Source organism: Marichromatium purpuratum 984 (assembly GCF_000224005.2).
GTDB classification, from domain to species: domain Bacteria; phylum Pseudomonadota; class Gammaproteobacteria; order Chromatiales; family Chromatiaceae; genus Marichromatium; species Marichromatium purpuratum.
Genome location: NZ_CP007031.1, coordinates 3,584,931 through 3,607,303, shown reverse-complemented (window position 1 = coordinate 3,607,303; position 22,373 = coordinate 3,584,931). Strand labels below are relative to the sequence as shown.

The window sequence follows — 22,373 nt, the reverse complement described above, 5'->3', positions numbered from 1 at the left end:
ACTCCTGTGGTTTCAATGGATGGCACATCGTCGATGTGTCGTGGCGCCCCGTCCCTGGGGTGCCGTGCGGCGCGATCAGCTCGCGCTCTTGCTGTTGTCGCGGGTGATGCCCTGGGTGATGCGGTCGAGCACCATCGCCAGGATCACCACCGCGAGACCGGCCTCGAAGCCCATGCCTGCCTCGTTGCGCTGGATCGCGCGCCAGACCTCGCCGCCGAGACCCTGGGCGCCGATCATCGCGGCGATCACCACCATCGAGAGGGCGAGCATGATGGTCTGGTTGATGCCGGCCATGATGGTCGGGATCGCCAGCGGCAGCTGGACCTTGCGCAGCTTCTGCCAGCGCGTCGAGCCGAAGGCGTCGGCCGCTTCGACCAGGTCGGCCGGCACCTGACGGATACCGAGGGTGGTGAGACGGATCGCCGGTGGCATGGCGAAGATCACGGTGGAGAACACCGCTGCCACCGGTCCCAGGCCGAAGAAGGGGATGGCTGGGATCAGATAGACGAAGGCGGGCATCGTCTGCATGAAGTCGAGCACCGGGAAGATGATCCGGTAGCCTGTCTGCGAGAGTGCCGCGAGGATGCCGAGCGGAGCGCCGATCAGCACGGCGATCAGGGTGGCGATGATGACCAGCACCAGGGTCTGCAGGGTCGGCTCCCACAGCCCCAGGTTCCACAGTAGCAGGAAGCCGGCGAGGGTGCCGATGGCGGTCTTGACCCCGGCGAGGCGCCAGCTCAATGCCGCGAACAGCAAGATGGCGAGCCACGGCGGCAGCCACATCAGGCCGTCGACCGCCCCCTCGATGCCGGTCTCCATGACATCGGAGACGACCTTGGTGGCGGTGGCGAACTGATCGGTGAGGGCGTCGAGACCGTCGTCGATCCAGTCCGAGAGGGGAAGGCGTGGGATCTCGATCATGCGGCCTCCTCGGCGCTGTCTTCGCTACTGCTGTGCTCGGCCAGGCCTTGGAGCAGCGAGGCGCGGACCACCTGACCCTTGAGTTTGCCCTCCTCGTCGACCACCGGGGCCGGCATTGGGCTCTGCGCCAGCGGCGCGAAGAGGTCGCGTACCGGAGTGTCCGGTGAGACCGGGTCGGCGCACGGCTCGAGGATCTCCTGGATGCTGCGCTCGCCGCGCTGCACCGCCGCCAGCGCGGTCTCGTCGCGCACCATGCCCTGGAGCTTGAAGTCACCGCTGACCACGAACAGCGCGCTGAGGTTCTGCTCGTCCATCTTGCGCAGCACGGTGCGCGGCCCATCGGTGAGGAAGGCGACGTTACGCACCCGGTGCATCACCGCGCTGGCGGTCAGCACCTTGGTCTTGTCGACCTCGGCGACGAAGCGTTCGACATAGGCGGTGGCCGGGTCGGAGAGGATCTCCTCGCCGCTGCCGACCTGCTCGATGCGCGCGTCCTTCATCAGCACGATGCGGTTGCCGAGATAGAGCGCCTCGTCGAGGTCGTGGGTGATGAAGACGATGGTCTTCTGCAGCCGATTCTGCAGCGCCACCAGCTCTTGCTGCATGTCGCGACGGATCAGCGGATCGAGCGCCGAGAAGGCCTCGTCCATCAACAGCACATCAGGGTCGACAGCGAGTGCGCGGGCCAGCCCGACGCGCTGCTGCATGCCGCCGGAGAGCTGGTCGGGACGGGCGTCCTCCCAGCCCTCCAGTCCGACCTGACGCAGCGCGGTGATCGCCTTCTCGGCGCGTACCTCGGGCGCCACGCCCTGGATCTCGAGACCGTATTCGACGTTCTCGCGGATGGTGCGGTGAGGGAACAGCGCGAAGTGCTGGAAGACCATGCCGAACTTGCGTCGGCGGGTCTCGAGCAGCTGGTGGTGATCGAGTCCGACGATGTCCTCGCCGTCGATCAGGATCTCGCCCCGGGTCGGCTCGTTGAGCCGGTTGAGACAGCGGATCAGGCTCGACTTGCCGCTGCCCGAGAGCCCCATGACGACCAGGATCTCGCCCTCGTAGACATCGAAGCTGGCATCGGCGACGCCGACCGTTTGCCCGGTCTTCTCGAGGATGGTCTTTTTGTCGGCGCCCTGGGCGAGTAGCTCCAGGGCCTTCTCCGGCTCGTCGCCGAAGATCTTGGTGAGACCGCGCACGGCGATCTTGACTGGTTGTTCTGTGGGCATGGCCCCGATGGTCCTTGACGGATAGATTGATGTGTGAGCACCCGAGGGCCACTCACGGCTTGTGATCGCGGCATGGTCGCGCGTACCCCGACCGACCGGGGTGCTTGTGGCACCGTCTCCGGCGGGCGTCGGGGCGATGGTTGATGTTGTGCCGGGGTTCCGGCCGACAGACATTTTCTAACCCTAACAGACTGTTGCGTGTACGCGCAACCGGCGTGCCAAGCCGCGACGGACGGTCTTTGCGCCGATTTCATGAGCGCTGTGTGTTCCGGCCAGGGCGATCGGCAGCGGTCTGCGGGTGACGTAGAATGGGGGCTTTGAACGAGCGGAAGGATGGCCATGACGAGCTTTCGAGGAACAACGATCCTCTCGGTCCGACGCGGCGGCAAGGTCGTGGTCGGTGGTGACGGACAGGTCTCACTGGGCAACACGGTGATGAAGGGCAACGCGCGCAAGGTGCGGCGGCTCTATCATGGTCGGGTGCTGGCCGGTTTCGCCGGCGCCACCGCCGATGCCTTCACCCTGTTCGAGCGCTTCGAGGCCAAGCTCGAGAAGCATCAGGGACACCTCACCCGCGCCGCAGTGGAGATGGCCAAGGACTGGCGCACCGACCGCATGTTGCGGCGGCTCGAGGCACTGCTCTGTATCGCCGATGCCGAGACCTCGCTGATGATCTCGGGGACCGGCGACGTGATGGAGCCGGAGCATGACCTGATGGCGATCGGCTCGGGCGGACCCTTTGCCCAGGCTGCGGCGCGCGCGCTGCTCGAGAACACCGAACTCGATGCCCGCGAGATCGTCGAGCGTGCCTTGAGTATCGCCGCCGATATTTGCATCTATACCAATCACAATCTGGTGCTCGAAGAACTCGACGCCCGGGCGTGAGTGTCCCGGCACCCTGGCGCAACCTGCCCGGGGAGCGGAGAATGGCCGCTCGACCGGGCGCGGGAGGTCTCCGCGGCCCCCGTCCCCTTCGCGCTCACCCGCCGTGCCGTCTCGCGGAGGCGGCCCACCCGATGGACAGGCTCAATGTCGGAAATCACCCCACAACGCATCGTCGCCGAGCTCGACAAGCACATCGTCGGTCAGCACGAGGCCAAGCGCGCCGTGGCCATCGCGCTGCGCAATCGCTGGCGTCGCTCCTGCATCGAGGAGCCGTTGCGCTCGGAGATCACCCCCAAGAACATCCTGATGATCGGTCCCACCGGTGTCGGCAAGACCGAGATCGCGCGTCGACTGGCGCGCTTGGCCAATGCGCCCTTCCTCAAGGTAGAGGCCACCAAGTTCACCGAGGTCGGCTATGTCGGGCGTGATGTCGAGTCGATCGTGCGCGATCTGGTCGATATCAGCATGAAGATGGCGCGCGAGCAGGAGATGGCCAAGCTCGCCGACCAGGCCGCGGACGCCGCCGAGGAGCGCATCCTCGACGCGCTGCTGCCGCCGCCCTCGGGTTTCGAGCAGGACAGTCGCGCCAGCGCGCCCAGCTCGGCCACCCGCGAGAAGCTGCGCACCAAGCTGCGCGCCGGCGAACTCGACGGGCGCGAGATCGACATCCAGGTCGCCGCCGCTCCGCACGGGGTCGACATCATGGCCCCGCCGGGGATGGAGGAGATGACCAACCAGCTCCAGGGGCTGTTCCAGAACCTCGGGCAGGGGCACCAGCAGCGGCGCAAGCTGCGCATCGGCGATGCGCGCAAGCTGCTCGAGGAGGAAGAGGCGGCCAAGCGGGTCAACGACGAGGACCTCAAGCTGCGCGCCATCGACAATGCCGAGCAGCACGGTATCGTCTTCATCGACGAACTCGACAAGGTCACCCGTCGGGGCGAGGGCGCGAGCGGCGCCGATGTCTCGCGCGAGGGCGTGCAGCGCGATCTGTTGCCGCTGGTCGAGGGCAGCACGGTGTCGACCAAGTACGGCGCGGTGCGCACCGATCACATCCTCTTCATCGCCTCGGGGGCCTTCCATCTCGCCAAGCCCTCCGACCTGATCCCCGAGCTGCAGGGTCGGCTGCCGATCCGCGTCGAACTCAAGGCGCTCGACAGCGACGACTTCGTGCGCATCCTCACCGAGCCCGATGCTTCGCTCACCGGCCAGTATCGCGCCCTGCTCGCCACCGAGGGGGTGAATCTGGCGTTCACCGAGGACGGTATCCGGCGCATCGCCGAGATCGCCTGGCAGGTCAACGAGCGCACCGAGAACATCGGCGCGCGACGCCTGCACACGGTGCTCGAACGCCTGCTCGAGGACATCTCCTTCAACGCCTCCGAACTCGACCGCGTCACCGTCACCGTCAACGCCGCCTATGTCGACGACAATCTGTCGGGGCTGGCCGAGGACGAGGATCTCTCGCGCTACATCCTGTGATCGATCGCGCCGGGCGCCTGGCGCGCCCGGCCCTGGAGGCCCAGCCATGCCCGTACCCACCGAACTCAATCTCCATCGTCAGTCGCGCGTGCTCGAGGTGAGCTTCGACGACGGCGCACGCTTCGCGCTGCCGTGCGAATATCTGCGCGTCTACTCGCCCTCGGCCGAGGTGCAGGGGCACAGCCCCGAGGAGCGCATCCTCGTCGTCGGCAAGGAGGAGGTCGGCATCGACCATATCGAGCCGGTCGGCAACTATGCCGTCTGTCTGCACTTCGACGACGAGCACAACACCGGGATCTACTCCTGGGACTATCTCTACCAGCTCGGCGCCGAGCAGGCCGAGCGCTGGCAGACCTATCTCGACGAACTCGCGCAGTCCGGACATGTCCACAAGGATCGTTCGAACTGACTGACATGACGGCCGCGCGCCGGCGGTCCCCGGGCCGCCCGGAGCGCCCTCCGGCAGCGGCCCGGGGGCCCCGATCGGCGCCGGCCTTTGGTGTAAACTAGCCGCCGATTCGACAGCAGGGACACACTATGTCCGACCAGAAGACCACCCATTTCGGCTATCAGCAGGTGCCGATCGAGGAGAAGGCTGCGCGCGTGCGCGAGGTCTTCGATTCGGTCGCCACCCGCTACGACCTGATGAACGACCTGATGTCGCTCGGCATCCATCGGCTGTGGAAGCGCCACACCATCGAGCTGGCCGGCGTGCGTCGCGGTCAGCGCGTGCTCGATCTCGCCTCGGGCACCGGCGACCTGGCCGATCGCTTCGCCGCCATCGTCGGCCCCGACGGGCAGGTGGTGATGTCCGACATCAACGCCGCGATGCTCGGCGAGGGACGCAAGCGGATGCTCGATCGCGGGCGTGTCGGCAACATCCAGTACTCGCTGATCAACGCCGAGCAGATCCCCTTCCCCGACGACTATTTCGACTGTGTCACCATCGGTTTCGGGCTGCGCAACGTCACCGACAAGCAGCAGGCGCTCGACGAGATGCAGCGCGTGCTGCGCCCCGGCGGCCGGGCGCTGGTGCTCGAGTTCTCCCACCCGCTGACCAAGCCGCTGGGTCGCGCCTACGATCTCTATTCGTTCTCGGTGCTGCCGGCGTTGGGCAAGCTGGTGACCAATGATCCGGGCAGCTATCGCTATCTCGCCGAGTCGATCCGCATGCACCCGGACCAGGAGACGCTGCGTTCGATGATGGAGAGCGCCGGACTCGAGCGTTGCGAATACTTCAACCACAGCGGTGGCATCGTCGCGATCCATCGGGGATACAAGCTGTGAGCGAAGGCATCCAGATTCCCGACGCCCTGCTCGCGGTGATCGAGCAGGCGCTCAACCGCTACATCGCCCTCGACCCCGAGGGTCGGGCCGGGTTCGCGGCGCTCGAGGGACGGATCATCGCCATCGAGGTCAAGGGTTTCGGTACCCGGGTGACGGTGCTGCCGGAGCAGCGCGGACTGCAGCTGTTCGGGCACTACGACGCCGAGCCCGACTGCCTGATCCGCGGTACCCCACTGGGTTTGGCGCGCATGGGCATGGCCGAGCGCAAGGCCGCTCAGCTGATCTCCGGCGAGGTCGAGATCGCGGGCGACACCGCGCTGGCGCAGTCCTTCAGTCAGGCGCTGGCGCATCTCGACGTCGACTGGGAAGAACAGCTCGCCCGCGTCATCGGCGACCCCTTCGCCCACCATCTCGGTGATCGGGCGCGCGCCGCCGCCGGCTGGCGCGAGCGCACCTCCGAGACGATGAGTGCGAACCTCAAGGAGTACCTGCAGGAGGAGCGCCGCCTGCTGCCGACCCGCTACGAGGTCGAGGCCTTTCTCGAACAGGTCGACATCCTGCGCGACGACGTCGAGCGGCTCGCCGCCCGCCTCGAACGACTTACCACCCAGGCAGCGGACCTCGGCACCCAGCGATGATCGGACCCCGACAGGCGTTACGCCTCTTTCGCATCAACTGGGTGCTGCTCCGTAACGGACTCGACGAGGTCATCCTCGCCACCCATCTGTTCCGCCCGCTGCGCTGGTTGATCTATCTCACCCCCTGGTACTGGTTGCGCGGCGAGCTGCCGCCCTATCCGGCGCGAGTGCGCCAGACTCTCGAGGACCTGGGACCGATCTTCGTCAAGTTCGGTCAGATCCTCTCCACTCGTCGCGATCTGCTGCCCGACGACCTCGCCGTGGAACTGGCCAGGCTCCAGGACCGGGTGCCGCCCTTCGGTGGCGACCAGGCGCGGGCGTTGATCGAGCGCGCCTGGGGCTGTCCGATCGAGGACGTGCTCGACCAGTTCGACCCCGAGCCGCTGGCCTCGGCCTCGATCGCCCAGGTCCACACCGCGCGTCTCAAGGACGGTCGCGAGGTGGTGGTCAAGGTGCTGCGCCCGGGCATCGAGCGCACCATCCGCCAAGACCTCGGGTTGATGTTCACCCTCGCCCAGCTCGCCGAGCGCTACTGGCCCGATGGCCGTCGGCTGCGTCCGATCGAGGTGGTGCGCGAGTACGAGAAGACCATCTTCGACGAGTTGGATCTGCAGCGCGAGGCGGCCAACGCCTCGCACCTGCGGCGGAACTGGCAGGGCAGCGAGATGCTCTACATCCCGGAGGTGTTCTGGGACTGGACGCGCCCCAACGTGATGGTGATGGAGCGCATCTACGGCACCCCGGTCGGTAATGTCGAGGAGATCAAAGCGCAGGGCGTGAGCATGAAGCAGCTCGGCGAGCGCGGGGTGGAGATCTTCTTCACCCAGGTGTTCCGCGACAACTTCTTCCACGCCGACATGCACCCGGGCAACATCTTCGTCGAGCCGTCGGGGCGCTACATCTCGATCGACTTCGGCATCGTCGGCACCCTCACCACCGAGGACCAACGCTATCTCGCCGAGAACCTGCTCGCCTTCTTCGAGCGCGACTACCGTCGGGTGGCCGAGCTGCACGTCGAGTCGGGCTGGGTGCCGCCGGGGACCCGGGTCGACGAGTTCGAGTCGGCGATCCGCACCGTCAGCGAGCCGATCTTCGAGAAGCCGTTGGCCGAGATCTCCTTCGGCCACTTCCTGGTGCGGTTGTTCCAGACCGCGCGGCGCTTCGACATGGAGATCCAGCCGCAGCTGGTGCTGCTGGAGAAGACCCTGCTCAACATCGAGGGGTTGGGACGTCAGCTCTATCCCGAGCTGGATCTGTGGAGTACCGCCAAGCCCTTCATGGAGCGCTGGATGAAGGAGCGGCTCGGTGTCTCCGGGCTGGCCGAGCGCACCAAGCAGAACGTGCTCTCGATCGCTGACCAGACCCCCGAGCTGCCGCTGATGGCCTATCGCATCCTCAGCAGCTACGATCGCCGGTTGCGCCTGGCCGAATCGACCCACGTGGCCGACGCCGAGCGCGCCACCCAGGCGCGCGCCAGCGGCAACGCCATCCGCGCCATCGGTGGCGCCACGGTGTTCGTCTGCGGCACCCTGGTGTTGCTGCTTGGCCCCGGCCACTGGTTGCAGGAGAGCGCCGGCGCGGCCCTGGTGGCGCTGTGTTATCTCTCCGGGATCTGGCTGTTCGCGAGCGCCGCGCGCCGGGTCTGAACCGAGCGTGCTGCGATGGAACACGGCGCGCCCGCTCTGCGGGCGTCCCGTGTCGCGTCATACCTGGGCGCGTGGCAAGCCCGCCCTTCATCATCAGTGAGCGAGTGACGATCGGCGGTGGTTTAGTCCGGTGACGTCACCGGTGGCGCGCCGACCCTTCCCCGTCCCAGCCGCACGGTGAACCAGAAAGTGCTGCCCTTGCCCGGCTCACTGCTGCAGCCGGCGCCGCCGCCGAACCGTTCGGCGATCTTCTTGACCGTCACCAGGCCGAGCCCGGATCCCTCGTGGCGACGACTCATCGAGTTGTCGGCCTGCTCGAACAGGCTGAACAGGCGTGCTCTCACCTCGGGGCCGAAGCCGACCCCGGTGTCGGTGACGGTGAAGCAGATCCGCAGGGCCTCGTCACTGCGCTCCTCGACGTTCATGGCGATCTCGATGCCGCCGTGCTCGGTGAACCTGATGGCGTTGTCGAGATAACAGTGCAGGGCGTGACGAATCCACTCGGCATCCCCGTTCAGTGGTTCGTCCAGTGTCGCCAGCCGGGTCTCGACGGTCAGTCCCTTGGCGCGGATCCGCGTTCGCAGCGGCGCGACGACCTCCTCGACCAGTGTCGCGGGGGCGAGCGGCTCGGGATGGATGGCGAGCATCCGCGAGTCGAGGTCGGTGACCCGCAGGATCGCGTCGAACAGGTCGGTCAGGCGGTGTGCCGAGTCGATCACCTGGTCGATCCAGGTGCCGCGCTTGGGGCTGTCGGGCTGGCTCTGGACGAGCTGCAACAGGCCGACGATCTGGTGCACCGGGGTGCGCATCTCGTGCGACATGTTGTGGAGGAAGTTGCTCTTGGCGCTGTTGGCCGTCTCGGCTGCCTCCTTGGCCAGTTGTAGCTCGCGAGTGCGTTCGGTGACCTTGCGTTCGAGCGAGTCGTTGAGTGCGAGCAGCGCCTGCTCCTGCTCCTTGAGCGCGAGTTGTAGGGCGATGCGCGATTCGAGCACCTCGAGGTTGACCGGCTTGTGGATGAAGTCGGCCGCGCCGCTGCGCAGCGCATCGGTCTCGCTCTCGGCGGTGTTGGCGGCGGTGACGAAGATCACCGGGACGGTCTGGGTGGCGGCGTCCTGTTTCAGGCGCGCGAGGACCTCGTAGCCGTCCATCCCGGGCATCTTCACGTCGAGCAAGATCAGCGCCGGGCGCTGGGCGTGGGCGAGCTGCAGCGCCTCCTCGCCGGAGGTTGCGGCCAGTACCTCGAAGTCCCGCATCAGGCGCTTGCCGAGTACCAGGATGTTCTCCGGTGCGTCGTCGACGATCAGGATGGTCTTCACGTTGCAAGCCTCGTGTCGGTCTCTGTCCTGGTCCAAGGGCGTCACCTGCCTCGTGCCGTCAGGTCTAGGTGCGGGGCATCGGCGTTCAGATGTCGGGCGAGGCGCGCCATGACTCGATGATGTCGAGTGCTTGGTCGAACTGCAGTGCCCGGATTGCCGCGTCCAGGGCGGCGAAGTCGGCGGTCGCGAGCGTCGCCTCGAGTCCGGGGGCGAGCGTCTCGAAGGTGGCCACCGCAGTGAGTCGATGGGCGGCAAGGTCATCGCGCAGTTGTGTCAGGGTATCGTCGTCGAGAGGCTGCTGCTGGCCTGCGGTGGATCTTCCAGAGGACAGTGCATCCGAGTGGTTCTCCAGATGAGACTGAAGGTTGGTTTCGAGTTCTCGAAGGCTCCGAGCGAGTTGGTGCAGGGGACCGATGAGTGGTGGCGAGTCGGGCTGCCGAAGCTGATTTTCAACCACCTTGGCTTGTTTTTGCACTGTTTCGGCACCGATCAGTCCGGCGTTGCCCGCGAGTTTGTGTAGCCGATCGGCGAGTACTCGTCTGCTCTCCGAGTCGTCCTTTGGGGAGGATACGGTCTGAAGGTCGGCGAATTCTCTGAGCAGGCTGCGGCAGGTCGATTGGAACAGCGCCCAGTCGCCATCGAGTCTGGCCTCGACCTCGCGCATCCGCAGTCCCGGGATGGTCGGCCAGTGCGTCGTTCGGGCATCGGCGTCGGTGTATGGGGTGACCGGCAGCGCGGCGCCGCGCGCCAGCTCGATGTGGCGGCGCAGGCTGCGCACCATCTGGTCGGGCTCGAAGGGTTTGGTGAGGTAGTCGTTCATCCCTGCGGCGAGTGCGCGCTGGCGCTCGCTGGAGAGCGCGCCTGCGGTCAGGGCGATGACCGGCAGCCGCTCCAGTCGCAACTGGTTGCGGATCGCTCGCACCGTGGTGATGCCGTCCATCACCGGCATCTGGACATCGAGCAACACGGCGTCGAAGCGTTCGTCGGGCAGGCCGAGCCGTTCGAGCGCTTCCTGGCCGTTGCCGCAGGTTCGTACCTCGGCACCCTGGCGCTCGAGGATGTGGCGTGCGACATCGAGGTTGAGCGTGCTGTCGTCGATCAGCAGTATCCTGGTCTCTGCCAGCCATTGGATGTGGTTGGCGCCGAGGTGGGTTCCTTCCAGTACCCGGTCGCGATGACCGGCACGCTTGAGCACCGCCGAGTTGATCTGATTGAAGAGCGTCGAGCTGTCGACCGGCTTGATCAGGATGCTGTCGGGCAGGTCGGCGTTGGGTTCGGCCTTGAGCGCATCGGTGTCCTGGGCGGTGATCAGGATGGCTGCGGGGAGTTGGTCGGTGCCGAGACGGGTGCGTAGCCGGTCGAGGGCGGTGAGACCGTCGAGTCCGGGCATCCGCCAGTCGACTACCAGACAGTCGATCGGTTGTCGTGAACGGTGGCGATCGAGTACGTGATCGATCAGTGCCTGACCGTTGGCCACGCCCTCGGCGTGCCAGCCGAGCGAGGTGGTCATGGCGATCAGCGCCTCGCGCTGTTCGGTGTCGTCCTCGGCGATGACCACCTCGAGACGATGTCTCTCACGCTCGAAGGCCTGCAGCTGGTCGGCGTCGGGCGGGTCGAGCGGAGCCTCGATACGGAAGGTGCTGCCCTCGCCCTCGGTGCTCTCCAACGAGACCCGCCCCCCCATCCGCTCGACGATCTGACGGACGATCGCCAGCCCCAGTCCGCTGCCACCGAAGCGGCGGGTGGTGGAGTCGTCGGCCTGGACGAAGGGGGCGAACAGCCGTTCCCGCACCGTCTCCGGGATGCCGATGCCGGTGTCCTCGACCTCCAGGTGGAGCAGTGTCCGGTGGTCGTGCTCGCTGGCGCTTGCGCGCAGCGTGATGCTACCGCTAGGGGTGAACTTCACTGCGTTGGTTAGTAGGTTGAGCAATATCTGACGCAGCCGGGTGGCATCACCGACAAGGATGTCGGGGACGGTGGTGGCGATCTGCAGTTCCACCGTCAGCCCCTTCTCCCCGGCCTGCTCGGAGACGATGCCCAGCGACTCCCGACAGAGATCGCCGACGCTGAACGGGATCTGCTCGAGTACCAGCTCACCGGCCTCGATCTTGGACAGATCGAGGATGTCGTTGACGACCCCGAGCAACGCCTTACCGGCCGACTGGATCCTGATGACGCAGTCGCGCTGTTCGGTGTTGAGCGGGTCGTCTCCGAGCAGGTGAGCGAGGCCCAATACCGCGTTCAGGGGCGTGCGGATCTCGTGGCTCATGTTGGCGAGGAACTGCGACTTGGCGGCATTGGCCTGTTCGGCGGCGTCGCGTGCCCTCTCCATCGAGTCCTTGAGTGCCAGCTGCAATCGCGCCTCGCGCTGCAGCGCGGCCATGCGCGAGGAGAGCCAGGCGATGACCGCGATCAGCAGATAGGCGGTGGCATTGACCAGCAGGAAGTCGGACCAGGCGTTGTGCCGGATCTCCCTCAGTGCCAAGTCGAGCGGATAGGTCGCGCGCAGGGTCAGGTGCTTGCCGTCGCCGAGGCTGTAGAGCCTGCGTGATGCGACGATCAAGGTTTGCCCGGTGTTGCGCTCGCGCACCAACCGGGCGCCCTCGAAACCGGCGGGATGTTCGCCGGCCGGGAGGGGGACGAAGTCGGCCTGCCAGTCGGAGCCTCCATGCCGCACGTATTCGTGCTGGAAGGCCGGTGAAGAGGGGTGGAGCAGATAGTGTCCACGCGTATTGGTGAGGAAGTAGTGCGTGGCGTCGTCGCTGCGGCCGAGTTCATCGAGCAGGGCCGCGAATTCGTAGTTGACCACGACGATGGCGAAGATCTCGTCGCGTGTGTTGGCCACCGGGGTCGAGACCCGTACCGTCGGGCGGTGGGGCTCCTCGAGCCTGCCGTGTTCGCGGTTGAGTTCGATCTCCGAGACCACGAGCGCGCCTGGTGGAGCGGCGAGTGCCTCGATGAAGTAGGTCCGCTCGGCCTTGCGCTGGAAGCTGCTCTCGAGCGGGATGCGTGGTGTGCCGTTGGCGTTGCGTTCGACGCGTATCAGCTCGAGTCCGTCGTCGGCGACCCCGATGAAGCGTGCCTGGAACACCCGGGGTTCGGCCCTGAGGAAGCCGAGATAGATCTGGTCGAGCCGGTTCTTCCATACCGTGAAGGTCTCGCCGTTGACCGGGTCGATGCCGGCGTGGAGCAGCACCCGGCCGATCCCCGGCACCGGTGGGACCGAAGCGAGGAACTCGGTCATCCGCTTGAGATGACCGATCTCGCGATCGAAGACCGTGGCCTTGAGCGCGAGCTGGCTCTGTTGCTGGAAGGAGATGGCGTTGAAGAATGCGTGTCCGGACTGGACCTGAGCGTACCAGTAGGTTCCGAACGAAAAGGCCGCCGCGGCCATGATTGCCAGGGGCCAGGCCATGCGCGATCTCAGTGTTCTTCCCGGCTCGACCATGACGCCTCCGTGTCGCGCTGAGGAGTGTCGTCGAAGCTAACCGGTCATGCCGTCGCTTCGCGCTCCGCCGCTGTCGTGCCCCGATGATATCTGTCTCGACTCAGTCACGCATGACGATGTCGGCGGCAGTGATCTCGGCGATGTCGCGATGGCCGATGAAGGCCATGGTCAGTTCGGTCTCCTCGTGGAGGATCTCGAGCATGCGGGTGACCCCGGCGCGGCCATCGGCGCCGAGCCCGTAGACCAGCGGGCGCCCGACCATCACCCCGCGCGCGCCGAGCGCGCGGGCACGGATGACGTCCTGACCGGTGCGCACGCCGCTGTCGAGCCAGACCTCGATGTCCCCGCCGACGGCCTCGGCGATCTCCGGCAGCACGCTGATCGAGGAGCGCGCGCCGTCGAGCTGACGCCCGCCGTGGTTGGAGACGACGATGGCCTCGGCGCCGAGCGCGACGCAGGCGCGCGCGTCCTCGGCCTCCATGATCCCCTTGATGATCAGCGGCCCGTCCCACCACTCGCGATAGCGCTTGATGTCGTCCCAGCCGAGCTTGGGGTCGAAGGAGGCGGCGGTCCATTGCATCAGGTCGCGCATGTCCTCGACCCCGGTGGCGCAGCCCTGGATGTTGCCGAAGCCGCGGTTGCGGGTGGCGAGCATGCCGAGCGCCCAGCGCGGGCGCCGGGCGATATCGATGAGGTTGGGCAGGGTCAGGCGCGGCGGTGCGGTCATGCCGTTGCGATGATCGGCGTGACGCTTGCCGATCATCTGTAGATCGAGGGTGAGCACCAGCGCCGAGCAGCCGACCGCGCGGGCGCGCTCGATCAGCTTGCGGGTGAAATCGCGATCGCGCTGGACATAGAGCTGGAACCAGAACGGCTTGGTGGTGTGGCGCGCCACCGTCTCGATCGAGCAGATGCTCATGGTCGAGAGGGTGAAGGGCACGCCGAAGTCCTCGGCGGCCTGGGCGGCCTTGATCTCGCCGTCGGGGTGCTGCATGCCGAGCAGTCCCACCGGGGCCAGGGCGACGGGCATCCGCACCGGCTGGCCGACCAGGGTGGTGGCCAGGGTACGCGGTTCGAGATCGCGCGCCACCCGCTGGCGAAAGAGGATGCGCTGGAAGTCGGTGCGGTTGAGCGCAAGCGTCTGCTGGGTCCAGGAGCCCGACTCGCAGTAACCCTGGAACATCCTGGGGACGCGGCGATGATAGAGGCGTTGCAGGTCGGCGAGTTCGCAGATCACGGTCATGGTGAAAGGCCCGGTCGCTCAAAAGTACGAGGCTACACCAAGACCTGCCCGCCGGGTCGGCTTGCCGGCGTGAATCGCAATGAACGACGTTTGAGTCACATGGCTACGACCATCGGCGCGGTCACGCCCTCAAGGGGGGGCGTCGGCCGTCGGGGCCGGGCTCGTTGTCGCACCGTGGACCGCGATCGTGTGCTTCAAGGCGTGATGATGGATCGACCGCTCGCGATACAAGACAGGCCGTATTTGGCCCGATACTCGGACAGGATGTCCTCGGTCGGGCCGGCGGCAATGATCTGTCCATGTTCCATCAGCACCGACTTCTCGCACATGCTGCTGATCAGTTCGTCGTCGTGTGACGAGAGGACGATGATCGAGACCTGCTCGGTGAAGCGTTGCAGCCGCTCGCCGGCCTTCTGCAGGAAGGCCGCGTCACTGGTGCCGATGCCCTCGTCGAGCAGCAGGATGTCGGGCGCGACCGAGGTCGAGATGGCGAAGGCCAGCCGCATCTGCATGCCCGCCGAGTAGGTGCGGATCGGCAGGTTGAGGAAGTCGCCGAGTTCGGTGAACTCGGCGATCTCGTCCATCTGCGCGCGGATCTGCCGCCGGGTCAGTCCGAGGAAGAGCCCGCGCAGCATGATGTTCTCGTAGCCGGTGCTCTCCTGGTCCATCCCCAGGCTGATGTCGAACAGCGGTACCGTGCTGCCCTGCAGCGCCACCCGGCCGCAGTTGGGCTCGTAGATGCCACCGAGTACCCGCAACAGGGTGGTCTTGCCCGCGCCGTTGTGACCGATCAGGCCGACGCGCTCACCGTCGCGCAGCGACAGGTTGATGTTTTGCAGCGCCTCGACCACCGAGATGCGGTTGCCGCCGGCGTCGGCACGGATCTGTCCGCCGGTGGCGCTCTGCATCAGCCGGTTCTTCAGCGAGCGGGTGGAGGCGCTGTAGACGGGGAAGGAGACCGAGACATCGGTCAGTTCGATCGAGGCCATGACGACTTCCTCAGACCCAGTAGGCGATGCGCCAGCGGTAGGCGGAATAGAACAGCAGGGCGACGGCCCAGCCGACCGCGGCGAGCAGCAGCACCGCCAGCCAGTTGGTGAGCGCCGGCGGTTGGCCGAGCAGCGGGGCGCGGATCACCTCGACCAGGTGGTAGAAGGGGTTGAGGTGCAGCAGCAGGGCGCGCCCGGGCAGCATCTCCGGCTTCCAGATCACCGGGGTGATGAAGAACAGCACCTGCACCATGCTGGCGATGATCAACGGCACGTCGCGGAAGCGGGCGCTGAGCAGCCCGAAGAACAGCCCGATCCACAGCCCGTTGAGCAGCAGCAGCGCCAGTGCCGGGAACACCCACAGCAGGCTCCAATCCCAGCTCACGCCGAACCACAGCGCCACCCCGACGAACACCCAGATGTTGTGGGCGAAGGCGATCAGCGCCGACCACAGTTTACGGTAGACATAGATCGACAGCGGCGCGTTGAGCTGCTTGATCATCCCCTCGGCGGCGATGAAGGCCTCGCTGCCGTCGAGGATGATCGCCGAGATCAGTCCCCAGATGACGAAGCCGGCGGCGAGGAAGGGCAGGTAGTCATGCAGGTCCTGACCGAAGATCTGGCCATAGAGCAGGCCCAGGGCGAGCACCATGATGCCCATCGAGATGGTGATCCAGAAGGGACCGAGCTTGGAGCGGCGGTAGCGCTGGCGGACGTCGTGCAGTCCGAGCGTTCCCCATAATTCATAGTGCTTCCAGCCGTCGCGGGCATCCGCGAGGGCATGGCGGATCTGTTCGCGGCGCAGACCATGACGGAACTGCCTCGCGAGGGATGAGCCGCCGCTGTGGGCATCTGTAGGCATCAGGGTGGTTCCGGGAGCGAAATTGCGCGATGGTGGCCGTGGACACTAAGGTCGATCGGACACGTCCATGTTCAGTGTCGTGTCGATCAGCCTCCGGTTCGCGCCAGAGGAGGAGCATGCGGTCCGTCGGCATCATCGCGCTATCGGGGCATGCATGCGGACTTCAAGCCTGAGTGCAGACCCGTCAGGAGGGCCTACGTGCTTCCCAAGCATCTCCGCCAAAGCGCGCACTTGGGAAGATCAAACGATTTCCGAGTATATCACGCCTCTTCGGACACCAGCGCTTGGGCCTGTCTTCGAGCATCGAGCTGACGGCTGGTCTTGTCGCGGGCGCTTCTCTATCATCGGTCGCCTTCGTTCCGCTCCGCGCCCTCGCTCGGTCCCAGGTCCGTGCCCGGCGCACCTGTCTCCGAGTACCCGATCCATGACCGACCGATCCCCCCGCTGCAGCGCTGCCGCGTCGTGCACCCCGGCGCAGATCGCCGCTTCCGCGCTGACCCGTTACCGTGACCTGATCGATGACTGGGACGCCTTCGTCGCCGCCCTCGGGCGTCCACTGGCGCCCTGCATCTGGGCCAACCCGACACGGATCTCGGTGGCCGGGCTGGCGGCGCTGCTCGCCGAGGAGGGGGTCGCGGCCGAGCCGCTGGCGGCGCTGCCCGGTGCGCTGCGGCTCGCCCCCGAGGCGCGCATCGGTCAGCACTGGTGGTATTGCGCGGGGCTCGCGCACGCCCAGGAGCTGGTCTCGCAGCTGCCGGCGCTGCTGCTCGATCTCGCCCCGGGACAGCGGGTGCTTGACATGTGCGCCGCCCCCGGCGGCAAGACCGCGCAGATCGCCTTCGCTCTCGGCAACCGTGGCACCCTGGTCGCCAACGACATCTCCAGCGATCGCATCAAGGCGCTGCAGGGCAATCTCGACCGGCTCGGGGTGATCAACGTCAGCACCACTTGCAAGGACGCCTCGAACTGGCCGCTGCGCGGTGGTCAGTTCGACCGCATCCTGCTCGACGCGCCCTGTTCGAGCGAGGGCACGCTCAGACGCACCCCCTCGCTGCTCGGCAGGCTGGGGCCGGAGAACGCCGCGCGGCTCGCGCCCAAGCAGCGCTTGCTGCTGGAGAAGGCGGTGCGGCTGCTGCGCCCCGGCGGGCGACTGGTGTACTCGACCTGTACCTTCGCGCCGGAGGAGAACGAGCTGGTGCTCGACGCGGTACTCGCCGCCGAGGGCGAGGGGCTGCGGCTGTTGCCGGCGGCGCTGCCCGGTATCCGCTGCGCGCCGGGGCTCACCGAGTGGCAGGGGCGCGCGCTCGACCCGCGGCTCGCCGGCTGCATGCGTATCTGGCCGCACCACAACGACAGCGGCGGATTCTTCATCGCGGTGCTGGAGAAGCCCGCCGAGGTCGCGGCGAACCGTCAGGGCCATGTGCCGGTGACGCCGCCCGGCGATCCGGCCGAGATCGCCCCCTGGCTGGAGGGGGTGGCGTCGCGCTACGGCCTGCCCGAGGACATCTGGTCGCGTTATCGGGTGCATCGCCAGACCAAGCGCGGTCTGCACCTGAGCGCGGCCGATCACTGCCCGCCGCGGGTGCCGCGTCCCGAGGCCAGCGGCCTGTTCTTCCATCGCACCAATGTGCGCCCGCCCAAGCCGACCACCGCCGGGGCGTTGCTGCTCGGGCGCGAGGCGAGCGCGCACCGCATCGAACTCGACGCCGAGCAGCGCGATCGTTACCTGCGCCGCGAGACCTTCGCGCCACACCCCGAGCAGCTCGCCGCAGGCGCCTATGGCCAGGTGGTGGCGAGCTATCGCGGTCACGTGCTGGGGATGGCGGTGGTGCACCGCTCCGGGGTGGTCGAGAGCCTGTTCCCGAGCCGCTGGAGCGGCTGTACCGCGGCATCGGGTGGCCAGCCCTCAGCGGCCAGTCCTCAGCCGCCAGCCGCCAGTAATTGAGGCTCGGCGGCTTGCCTTGAACCGCTGTGGTTTAGCCTATGCTGCCGCTGGCCGCTGGCCGCTGGCCGCTGGCCGCTGGCCGCTGGCCGCTGGCCGCTGGCCGCTTACATGAAGCTGTCCTTGTTCTGTGCCTTCTGGGTGGCGTCCTTGCGGCTGATCACGCCGCGCTGCACCAGTTCCTTGAGGTTCTGATCCAGGGTCTGCATGCCGTGGGCCTGGCCGGTCTGGATCGCCGAGTACATCTGCGCGACCTTGGCCTCGCGGATGAGGTTACGGATCGCCGGGGTGCCGATCATGATCTCGTGCGCCGCCACCCGGCCGCCGCCGATCTTCTTGAGCAGGGTCTGGGCGATGACCGCGCGCAGCGACTCCGAGAGCATCGCGCGCACCATCTCCTTCTCGGCGGCGGGGAAGACGTCGATGATGCGGTCGATGGTCTTGGCCGCCGAGGTGGTGTGCAGGGTGCCGAACACCAGGTGACCGGTCTCGGCGGCGGTGAGCGCCAGGCGAATGGTCTCGAGGTCGCGCAGCTCGCCGACCAGGATGATGTCCGGGTCCTGACGCAGCGCCGAGCGCAGCGCCTCGCTGAAGCCGAGGGTGTCGCGATGGACCTCGCGCTGGTTGACCAGACACTTCTTGCTGGCGTGGACGAACTCGATCGGGTCCTCGATGGTGAGGATGTGGGCGTACTCGTTGTCGTTGAGGTGGTCCATCATCGCCGCCAGCGTGGTCGACTTACCCGACCCGGTGGGGCCGGTCACCAGCACCAGGCCGCGCGGCACGTTGACGATCTCCTTGAAGATCGCCGGGGCGTTGAGGTCCTCGAGCGTGAGCACCTTGGAGGGGATGGTGCGGAACACCGCGCCGGCGCCGCGCTTCTGGTTGAAGGCGTTGACACGAAAGCGCGCCACCCCGGGGATCTCGAAGGAGAAGTCGGTCTCGAGGAACTCCTCGTAATCCTTGCGCTGCTTGTCGTTCATGATGTCGTAGACAAGCGAGTGCACGGCGCGATGGTCGAGCGCCGGGACGTTGATCCGACGCATGTCGCCGTCGACTCGGATCATCGGCGGCAGACCGGCCGAGAGGTGGAGGTCGGAGGCGTTGTTCTTGACGCTGAAGGCGAGGAGTTCGGCGATGTCCACGGCGGCGGTCTCCGTCCGGTTGTCGATGGTGCCCGAGTCCACTCGTGGCGCCGCCGAACAGGGCGGCGCCCGGTGGGGTGCGGGCTCAGTCCTGCTCGACGCGCTCGAAGACGACGCGCCCGCCGAGCAGGGTCCAGCTCACGCGTCCGTGCATCTCGGTCCCGATGAAGGGGGTGTTGCCGGCGCGACCGACCAGGGTCTCGGGCGTCAGCGTCCAGCGCGCCTCGGGGTCGAGCACGCAGACGTCGGCGATCTCGCCGATGCCGAGTCGGCCATAGGGCTGGTCGATGACCCCGGCCGGTCCCTGGGTGAGCCGGGCGATCATCTCGGGCAGCCCGATCACGCCCTCCTCGACCAGCCGCAGCGCGAGCGGCAGCAGGGTCTCGAGCGCGGCGATCCCGGGATCGGTCTCGGGGAAGGGCGCGAGCTTGGCGTCGGCGTCGTGGGGCTGGTGGTCGGAGCAGACCGCCTCGAGGTCGCCGTTAACCACCGCCGCGCGCAGCGCCTCGCGATCGGCCTGGGTGCGCAGCGGCGGCAGCAGGTGACAGTTGGCGTCGAGCCCGGCGAGGTCGTCCTCGGTGAGAAACAGCTGGTGGATGCTGACATCGCCGCTGGCACGCACGCCACGGCGCCGCGCCTCGGCCAGCAGGGTCACGGCGCGCGCTGTCGACAGACCGCGGAAGTGGATGCGCGCGCCGGTCTGCTCGGCCAGTGCCAGACCGCGAGCGATGGCCAGGGTCTCGGCGGCCTCGGGGATGGCGGGCAGGCCGAGTCGGGCGCTGATGCGGCCCTCGTGGGCACAGCCGTCGGCACTCAGCTCGGGGTCGAGCGGATGGAGGAACACCGGCATGGCGAAGGAGGCGGCGTATTCGAGCGCGCGGCGCAGCACATGGGTGCTGCGGATCGGGCGCTCGGCCTCGCCGAGCGCCGGACAACCGGCGCGCTTGAGCGCGGCCATCTCGGCCAGGGTCTCGCCCTTGAGCCCACGGGTCAGTGCGCCGATCGGCAGCACCCGGGCATAGCCGTTGCGGTTGGCCGTCTGCTGGATCAGCTGCGCCACCGCCGGGGTATCGATCACCGGCTGGGTGTCGGGCGGACAGCACAGGGTGGTGATCCCCGAGGCGGCGGCGGCGCGGGTCTCGCTGGCGATGGTCGCCTTGTGCTCGTGACCGGGCTCGCGCAGCCGCGCCGAGAGGTCGACCAGGCCGGGCAGCACCAGCCTGCCGCTGGCGTCGAGCGTGCGATCGGGCTGGAAGCCGGAGGGCGCGGCGCCGACGGCGGCGATCCGACCCTCGGCGATGTGCAGGTCGGTTTGGCTGTCGATGCCGGAGGCCGGGTCGATCAGCCGACCGTTGCGAATGGTGATCTTGGGACTACTGGCCATCGGTGGCTCCGGCGCTCTGGGAATGCTGCAGGTTCTGGTTGCCGAGACACATCGACATCACCGCCATGCGCACGGCGATGCCGTTGCTGACCTGCTCGAGGATCACCGAGCGCTCGCCGTCGGCGACTTGGGAGTCCATCTCGACCCCGCGGTTGATCGGGCCGGGGTGCATCACGATCGCCTCGGGGTGGGCGACGGCGAGACGTTCCTCGGTCAGGCCGTAGAGCCGGAAGTACTCGTGCTCGCTTGGCAGCAGGGCGCTGCTCATGCGCTCGCGCTGCAGTCGCAGCATGATCACCACGTCGACGTCACGCAGCCCCTCGCGCAGGTCGTGGCACACCCGCACCCCGAGCGCCTCCTCGGCCTGGGCCGGGATCAGGGTGCGCGGACCGATCACCCGCACCTCGGGGACGCCGAGGGTGTGCAGGGCGATGATCTGCGAGCGCGCCACCCGCGAGTGCAGGATGTCGCCGATGATCGCCACCCGTAGCTGGCTGAAATCGGCCTTGTGGCGATGGATGGTGAGCATGTCGAGCATCGCCTGGGTGGGGTGGGCGTGACGCCCGTCACCGGCGTTGACCACGCTGACGTGTGGCGCGGCGTGATCGGCGATGAAGTGCGCCGCGCCGCTGGTGGCGTGACGCACCACGAACATGTCGACGTGCATCGCCTCGAGGTTGCGCAGGGTGTCGAGCAGGGTCTCGCCCTTGGCGGTGGCCGAGGTGGAGATGTTGAGGTTGAGCACGTCGGCCGAGAGCCGCTTGGCGGCCAGCTCGAAGGTGGTGCGGGTGCGCGTGCTGGTCTCGAAGAAGAGGTTGGCGATGACCTTGCCGCGACACAGCGGGACCTTCTTCACCGCCTGGTCGGAGACGCCGAGGAAGCCGCTGGCGCGGTCGATGATCTCGTGCAGCAGCGCGGCATCCAGTCCCTCGAGGGTGAGGAAGTGGCGGAGCTTGCCGTTGGCGTGGAGTTGGGGGGTCAGTGCGCTCATGCCTGCGCCCCCTGGTCGTCGCTGTCCGGGGTGTGGCCGAGCAGCATCATCAGCGGCTCGGGACCGCTGAGCTTGATCTGGGTGTCGGTGTCGAGCTGGGCGCGCAGACCGACGACGTCGGCGGCGATCGGCAGTTCGCGCTCGGCCTCGCGCTCGGCGAGGGTAGCGAGGGTCACCGAGGCCGGACGACCGTAGTCGAACAGTACGTTGAGTGCGGCGCGGATGGTGCGCCCGCTCTGCAGTACGTCGTCGACCAGGATCAGGTGACGGTCGTCGACCCCCACCGGCAGGTAGGAGGGGTGGACCTGGGGGTGCAGCCCGATGCGGGTGAAGTCGTCGCGATAGAAGGAGATGTCGAGATGACCGAGCGGGGCCTCGAGTCCGAGCCGCGCGTGCAGCCGGTCGGCGACCCAGACGCCGCCGGTGTGGATGCCGATCATCAGCGCGTCGTCGATCGCGCGTCGCTTGAGCAGGTCGGCGAGGTCGTCGGCCATGCGGGCGATGGCCTCATCGATCTGCGCGGCGTCCTTCCAGATGTTGGTGTTGCTCACAGAGCCAGGTTTCCAGGATGAGGGCCGCCGCGAATGCATCGACGGCGTCCGGCGTTGTCGATTTGGCTGTTGCGGGTCCTTCTGCGATCAGCCGTTGGGCCTCGAGCGAGGTCAGGCGCTCGTCGATCAGATGGACCTCGAGCCCGAAGCGGCCATTGAGCTGACGGGCGAAGCGGTGCACCCGTCCCGACCAGTCGACCTCGGTGTCGTCCATGTTGAAGGGTAGACCGACCACCAGCGCCTCCGGCTGCCACTCGCGGATCAGCGACTCGATGCGAGGCCAGTCGGGTTTTTCCTGGCGGTTGCGCAGAGTAGTCAGTGGGGTCGCCGAACGGGTCACCGTCTGACCGACGGCGATGCCGATCTTGCGCGTCCCGAAGTCGAAGCCGAGCAGGGTTGCCATGGGTGTTCCAGATCGCGCTC

At 67.3% G+C, this 22,373-nt stretch carries 19 protein-coding genes; 7 read left to right on the top strand and 12 right to left on the bottom strand.

All coding sequences use genetic code 11. The annotated features are described in order from the left end of the window. Positions 1 to 75: 75 nt before the first annotated feature. Together MARPU_RS15655 and MARPU_RS15650 are read right to left on the bottom strand one after the other, a co-directional pair. Entirely contained in the window at positions 76 to 921 is an 846-nt protein-coding gene (locus MARPU_RS15655) for an ABC transporter permease (RefSeq protein WP_005223034.1), read from the bottom strand. Beyond that, positions 918 to 2,144 (bottom strand): quaternary amine ABC transporter ATP-binding protein, encoded by a 1,227-nt coding sequence (locus MARPU_RS15650; RefSeq protein ID WP_005223028.1) that lies wholly within the window; start codon positions 2,142 to 2,144, stop codon positions 918 to 920. The genes MARPU_RS15655 and MARPU_RS15650 overlap by 4 nt, the downstream gene beginning before the upstream one ends. Positions 2,145 to 2,483: 339 nt before the next feature. Between MARPU_RS15650 and hslV the strand changes: the two genes are divergently transcribed. The 6 genes from hslV to ubiB all read left to right on the top strand — a co-directional run bounded on the left by hslV (position 2,484) and on the right by ubiB (position 8,079). After that, a complete protein-coding gene (gene hslV / locus MARPU_RS15645) occupies positions 2,484 to 3,029 on the top strand; it encodes an ATP-dependent protease subunit HslV (RefSeq protein ID WP_005223027.1) in 546 nt (181 codons plus the stop codon). A 144-nt stretch (positions 3,030 to 3,173) separates the two neighbouring features. Continuing rightward, positions 3,174 to 4,508, top strand: coding sequence for an ATP-dependent protease ATPase subunit HslU (hslU, locus tag MARPU_RS15640; RefSeq protein WP_005223026.1), 1,335 nt, complete (start codon positions 3,174 to 3,176; stop codon positions 4,506 to 4,508). A 46-nt stretch (positions 4,509 to 4,554) separates the two neighbouring features. Then, entirely contained in the window at positions 4,555 to 4,917 is a 363-nt protein-coding gene (locus tag MARPU_RS15635) for a gamma-butyrobetaine hydroxylase-like domain-containing protein (RefSeq protein WP_005223025.1), read from the top strand. Between the two features lie 128 nt (positions 4,918 to 5,045). Next, positions 5,046 to 5,795 carry a bifunctional demethylmenaquinone methyltransferase/2-methoxy-6-polyprenyl-1,4-benzoquinol methylase UbiE gene (gene ubiE, locus MARPU_RS15630; RefSeq protein ID WP_005223024.1) on the top strand — a complete coding sequence of 250 codons (750 nt, stop codon included), beginning with the start codon at positions 5,046 to 5,048 and terminating at the stop codon, positions 5,793 to 5,795. Further along, positions 5,792 to 6,433, top strand: coding sequence for a ubiquinone biosynthesis accessory factor UbiJ (locus MARPU_RS15625; RefSeq protein ID WP_005223023.1), 642 nt, complete (start codon positions 5,792 to 5,794; stop codon positions 6,431 to 6,433). Before ubiE ends, MARPU_RS15625 begins: the two co-directional genes overlap by 4 nt. Then, positions 6,430 to 8,079 (top strand): ubiquinone biosynthesis regulatory protein kinase UbiB, encoded by a 1,650-nt coding sequence (ubiB, locus tag MARPU_RS15620; protein ID WP_005223021.1) that lies wholly within the window; start codon positions 6,430 to 6,432, stop codon positions 8,077 to 8,079. The genes MARPU_RS15625 and ubiB overlap by 4 nt, the downstream gene beginning before the upstream one ends. A gap of 122 nt (positions 8,080 to 8,201) precedes the next feature. Here the strand turns inward: ubiB and MARPU_RS15615 are convergent, their stop codons facing one another. The 5 genes from MARPU_RS15615 to MARPU_RS15595 form a co-directional block, all read right to left on the bottom strand. Then, the gene (locus MARPU_RS15615) at positions 8,202 to 9,395 is read right to left on the bottom strand and encodes a hybrid sensor histidine kinase/response regulator (RefSeq protein WP_005223020.1); all 1,194 of its coding nucleotides are present in this window, start codon (positions 9,393 to 9,395) and stop codon (positions 8,202 to 8,204) included. A gap of 85 nt (positions 9,396 to 9,480) precedes the next feature. Next, complete coding sequence (locus MARPU_RS15610; RefSeq protein ID WP_043762688.1) at positions 9,481 to 12,810, bottom strand: hybrid sensor histidine kinase/response regulator; 3,330 nt, start codon at positions 12,808 to 12,810, stop codon at positions 9,481 to 9,483. A 133-nt stretch (positions 12,811 to 12,943) separates the two neighbouring features. Beyond that, positions 12,944 to 14,086, bottom strand: coding sequence for an alpha-hydroxy acid oxidase (locus MARPU_RS15605; protein WP_005223016.1), 1,143 nt, complete (start codon positions 14,084 to 14,086; stop codon positions 12,944 to 12,946). Positions 14,087 to 14,280: 194 nt separating this feature from the next. Next, positions 14,281 to 15,075: an ABC transporter ATP-binding protein gene (locus tag MARPU_RS15600; RefSeq protein ID WP_005223014.1), complete on the bottom strand. Its 795-nt coding sequence runs from the start codon at positions 15,073 to 15,075 to the stop codon at positions 14,281 to 14,283. Positions 15,076 to 15,085: 10 nt separating this feature from the next. Continuing rightward, a complete protein-coding gene (locus MARPU_RS15595; protein WP_005223009.1) occupies positions 15,086 to 15,937 on the bottom strand; it encodes an ABC transporter permease in 852 nt (283 codons plus the stop codon). A gap of 424 nt (positions 15,938 to 16,361) precedes the next feature. Between MARPU_RS15595 and MARPU_RS16860 the strand changes: the two genes are divergently transcribed. Then, positions 16,362 to 17,882, top strand: a complete 1,521-nt coding sequence (locus tag MARPU_RS16860) for an RsmB/NOP family class I SAM-dependent RNA methyltransferase (protein ID WP_005223008.1) — start codon at positions 16,362 to 16,364, stop codon at positions 17,880 to 17,882. Positions 17,883 to 17,986: 104 nt separating this feature from the next. Here the strand turns inward: MARPU_RS16860 and MARPU_RS15585 are convergent, their stop codons facing one another. The 5 genes from MARPU_RS15585 to ruvX form a co-directional block, all read right to left on the bottom strand. Beyond that, complete coding sequence (locus tag MARPU_RS15585) at positions 17,987 to 19,024, bottom strand: type IV pilus twitching motility protein PilT (RefSeq protein WP_025275397.1); 1,038 nt, start codon at positions 19,022 to 19,024, stop codon at positions 17,987 to 17,989. Positions 19,025 to 19,109: 85 nt separating this feature from the next. Further along, positions 19,110 to 20,408, bottom strand: a complete 1,299-nt coding sequence (locus MARPU_RS15580; RefSeq protein ID WP_005223004.1) for a dihydroorotase — start codon at positions 20,406 to 20,408, stop codon at positions 19,110 to 19,112. Beyond that, a complete protein-coding gene (locus MARPU_RS15575; RefSeq protein WP_005223002.1) occupies positions 20,398 to 21,399 on the bottom strand; it encodes an aspartate carbamoyltransferase catalytic subunit in 1,002 nt (333 codons plus the stop codon). Before MARPU_RS15575 ends, MARPU_RS15580 begins: the two co-directional genes overlap by 11 nt. Further along, positions 21,396 to 21,950: a bifunctional pyr operon transcriptional regulator/uracil phosphoribosyltransferase PyrR gene (pyrR, locus tag MARPU_RS15570; RefSeq protein WP_005223000.1), complete on the bottom strand. Its 555-nt coding sequence runs from the start codon at positions 21,948 to 21,950 to the stop codon at positions 21,396 to 21,398. Before pyrR ends, MARPU_RS15575 begins: the two co-directional genes overlap by 4 nt. Next, positions 21,907 to 22,353, bottom strand: a complete 447-nt coding sequence (gene ruvX / locus MARPU_RS15565; protein ID WP_005222999.1) for a Holliday junction resolvase RuvX — start codon at positions 22,351 to 22,353, stop codon at positions 21,907 to 21,909. Before ruvX ends, pyrR begins: the two co-directional genes overlap by 44 nt. Between the last annotated feature and the right edge of the window lie 20 nt (positions 22,354 to 22,373).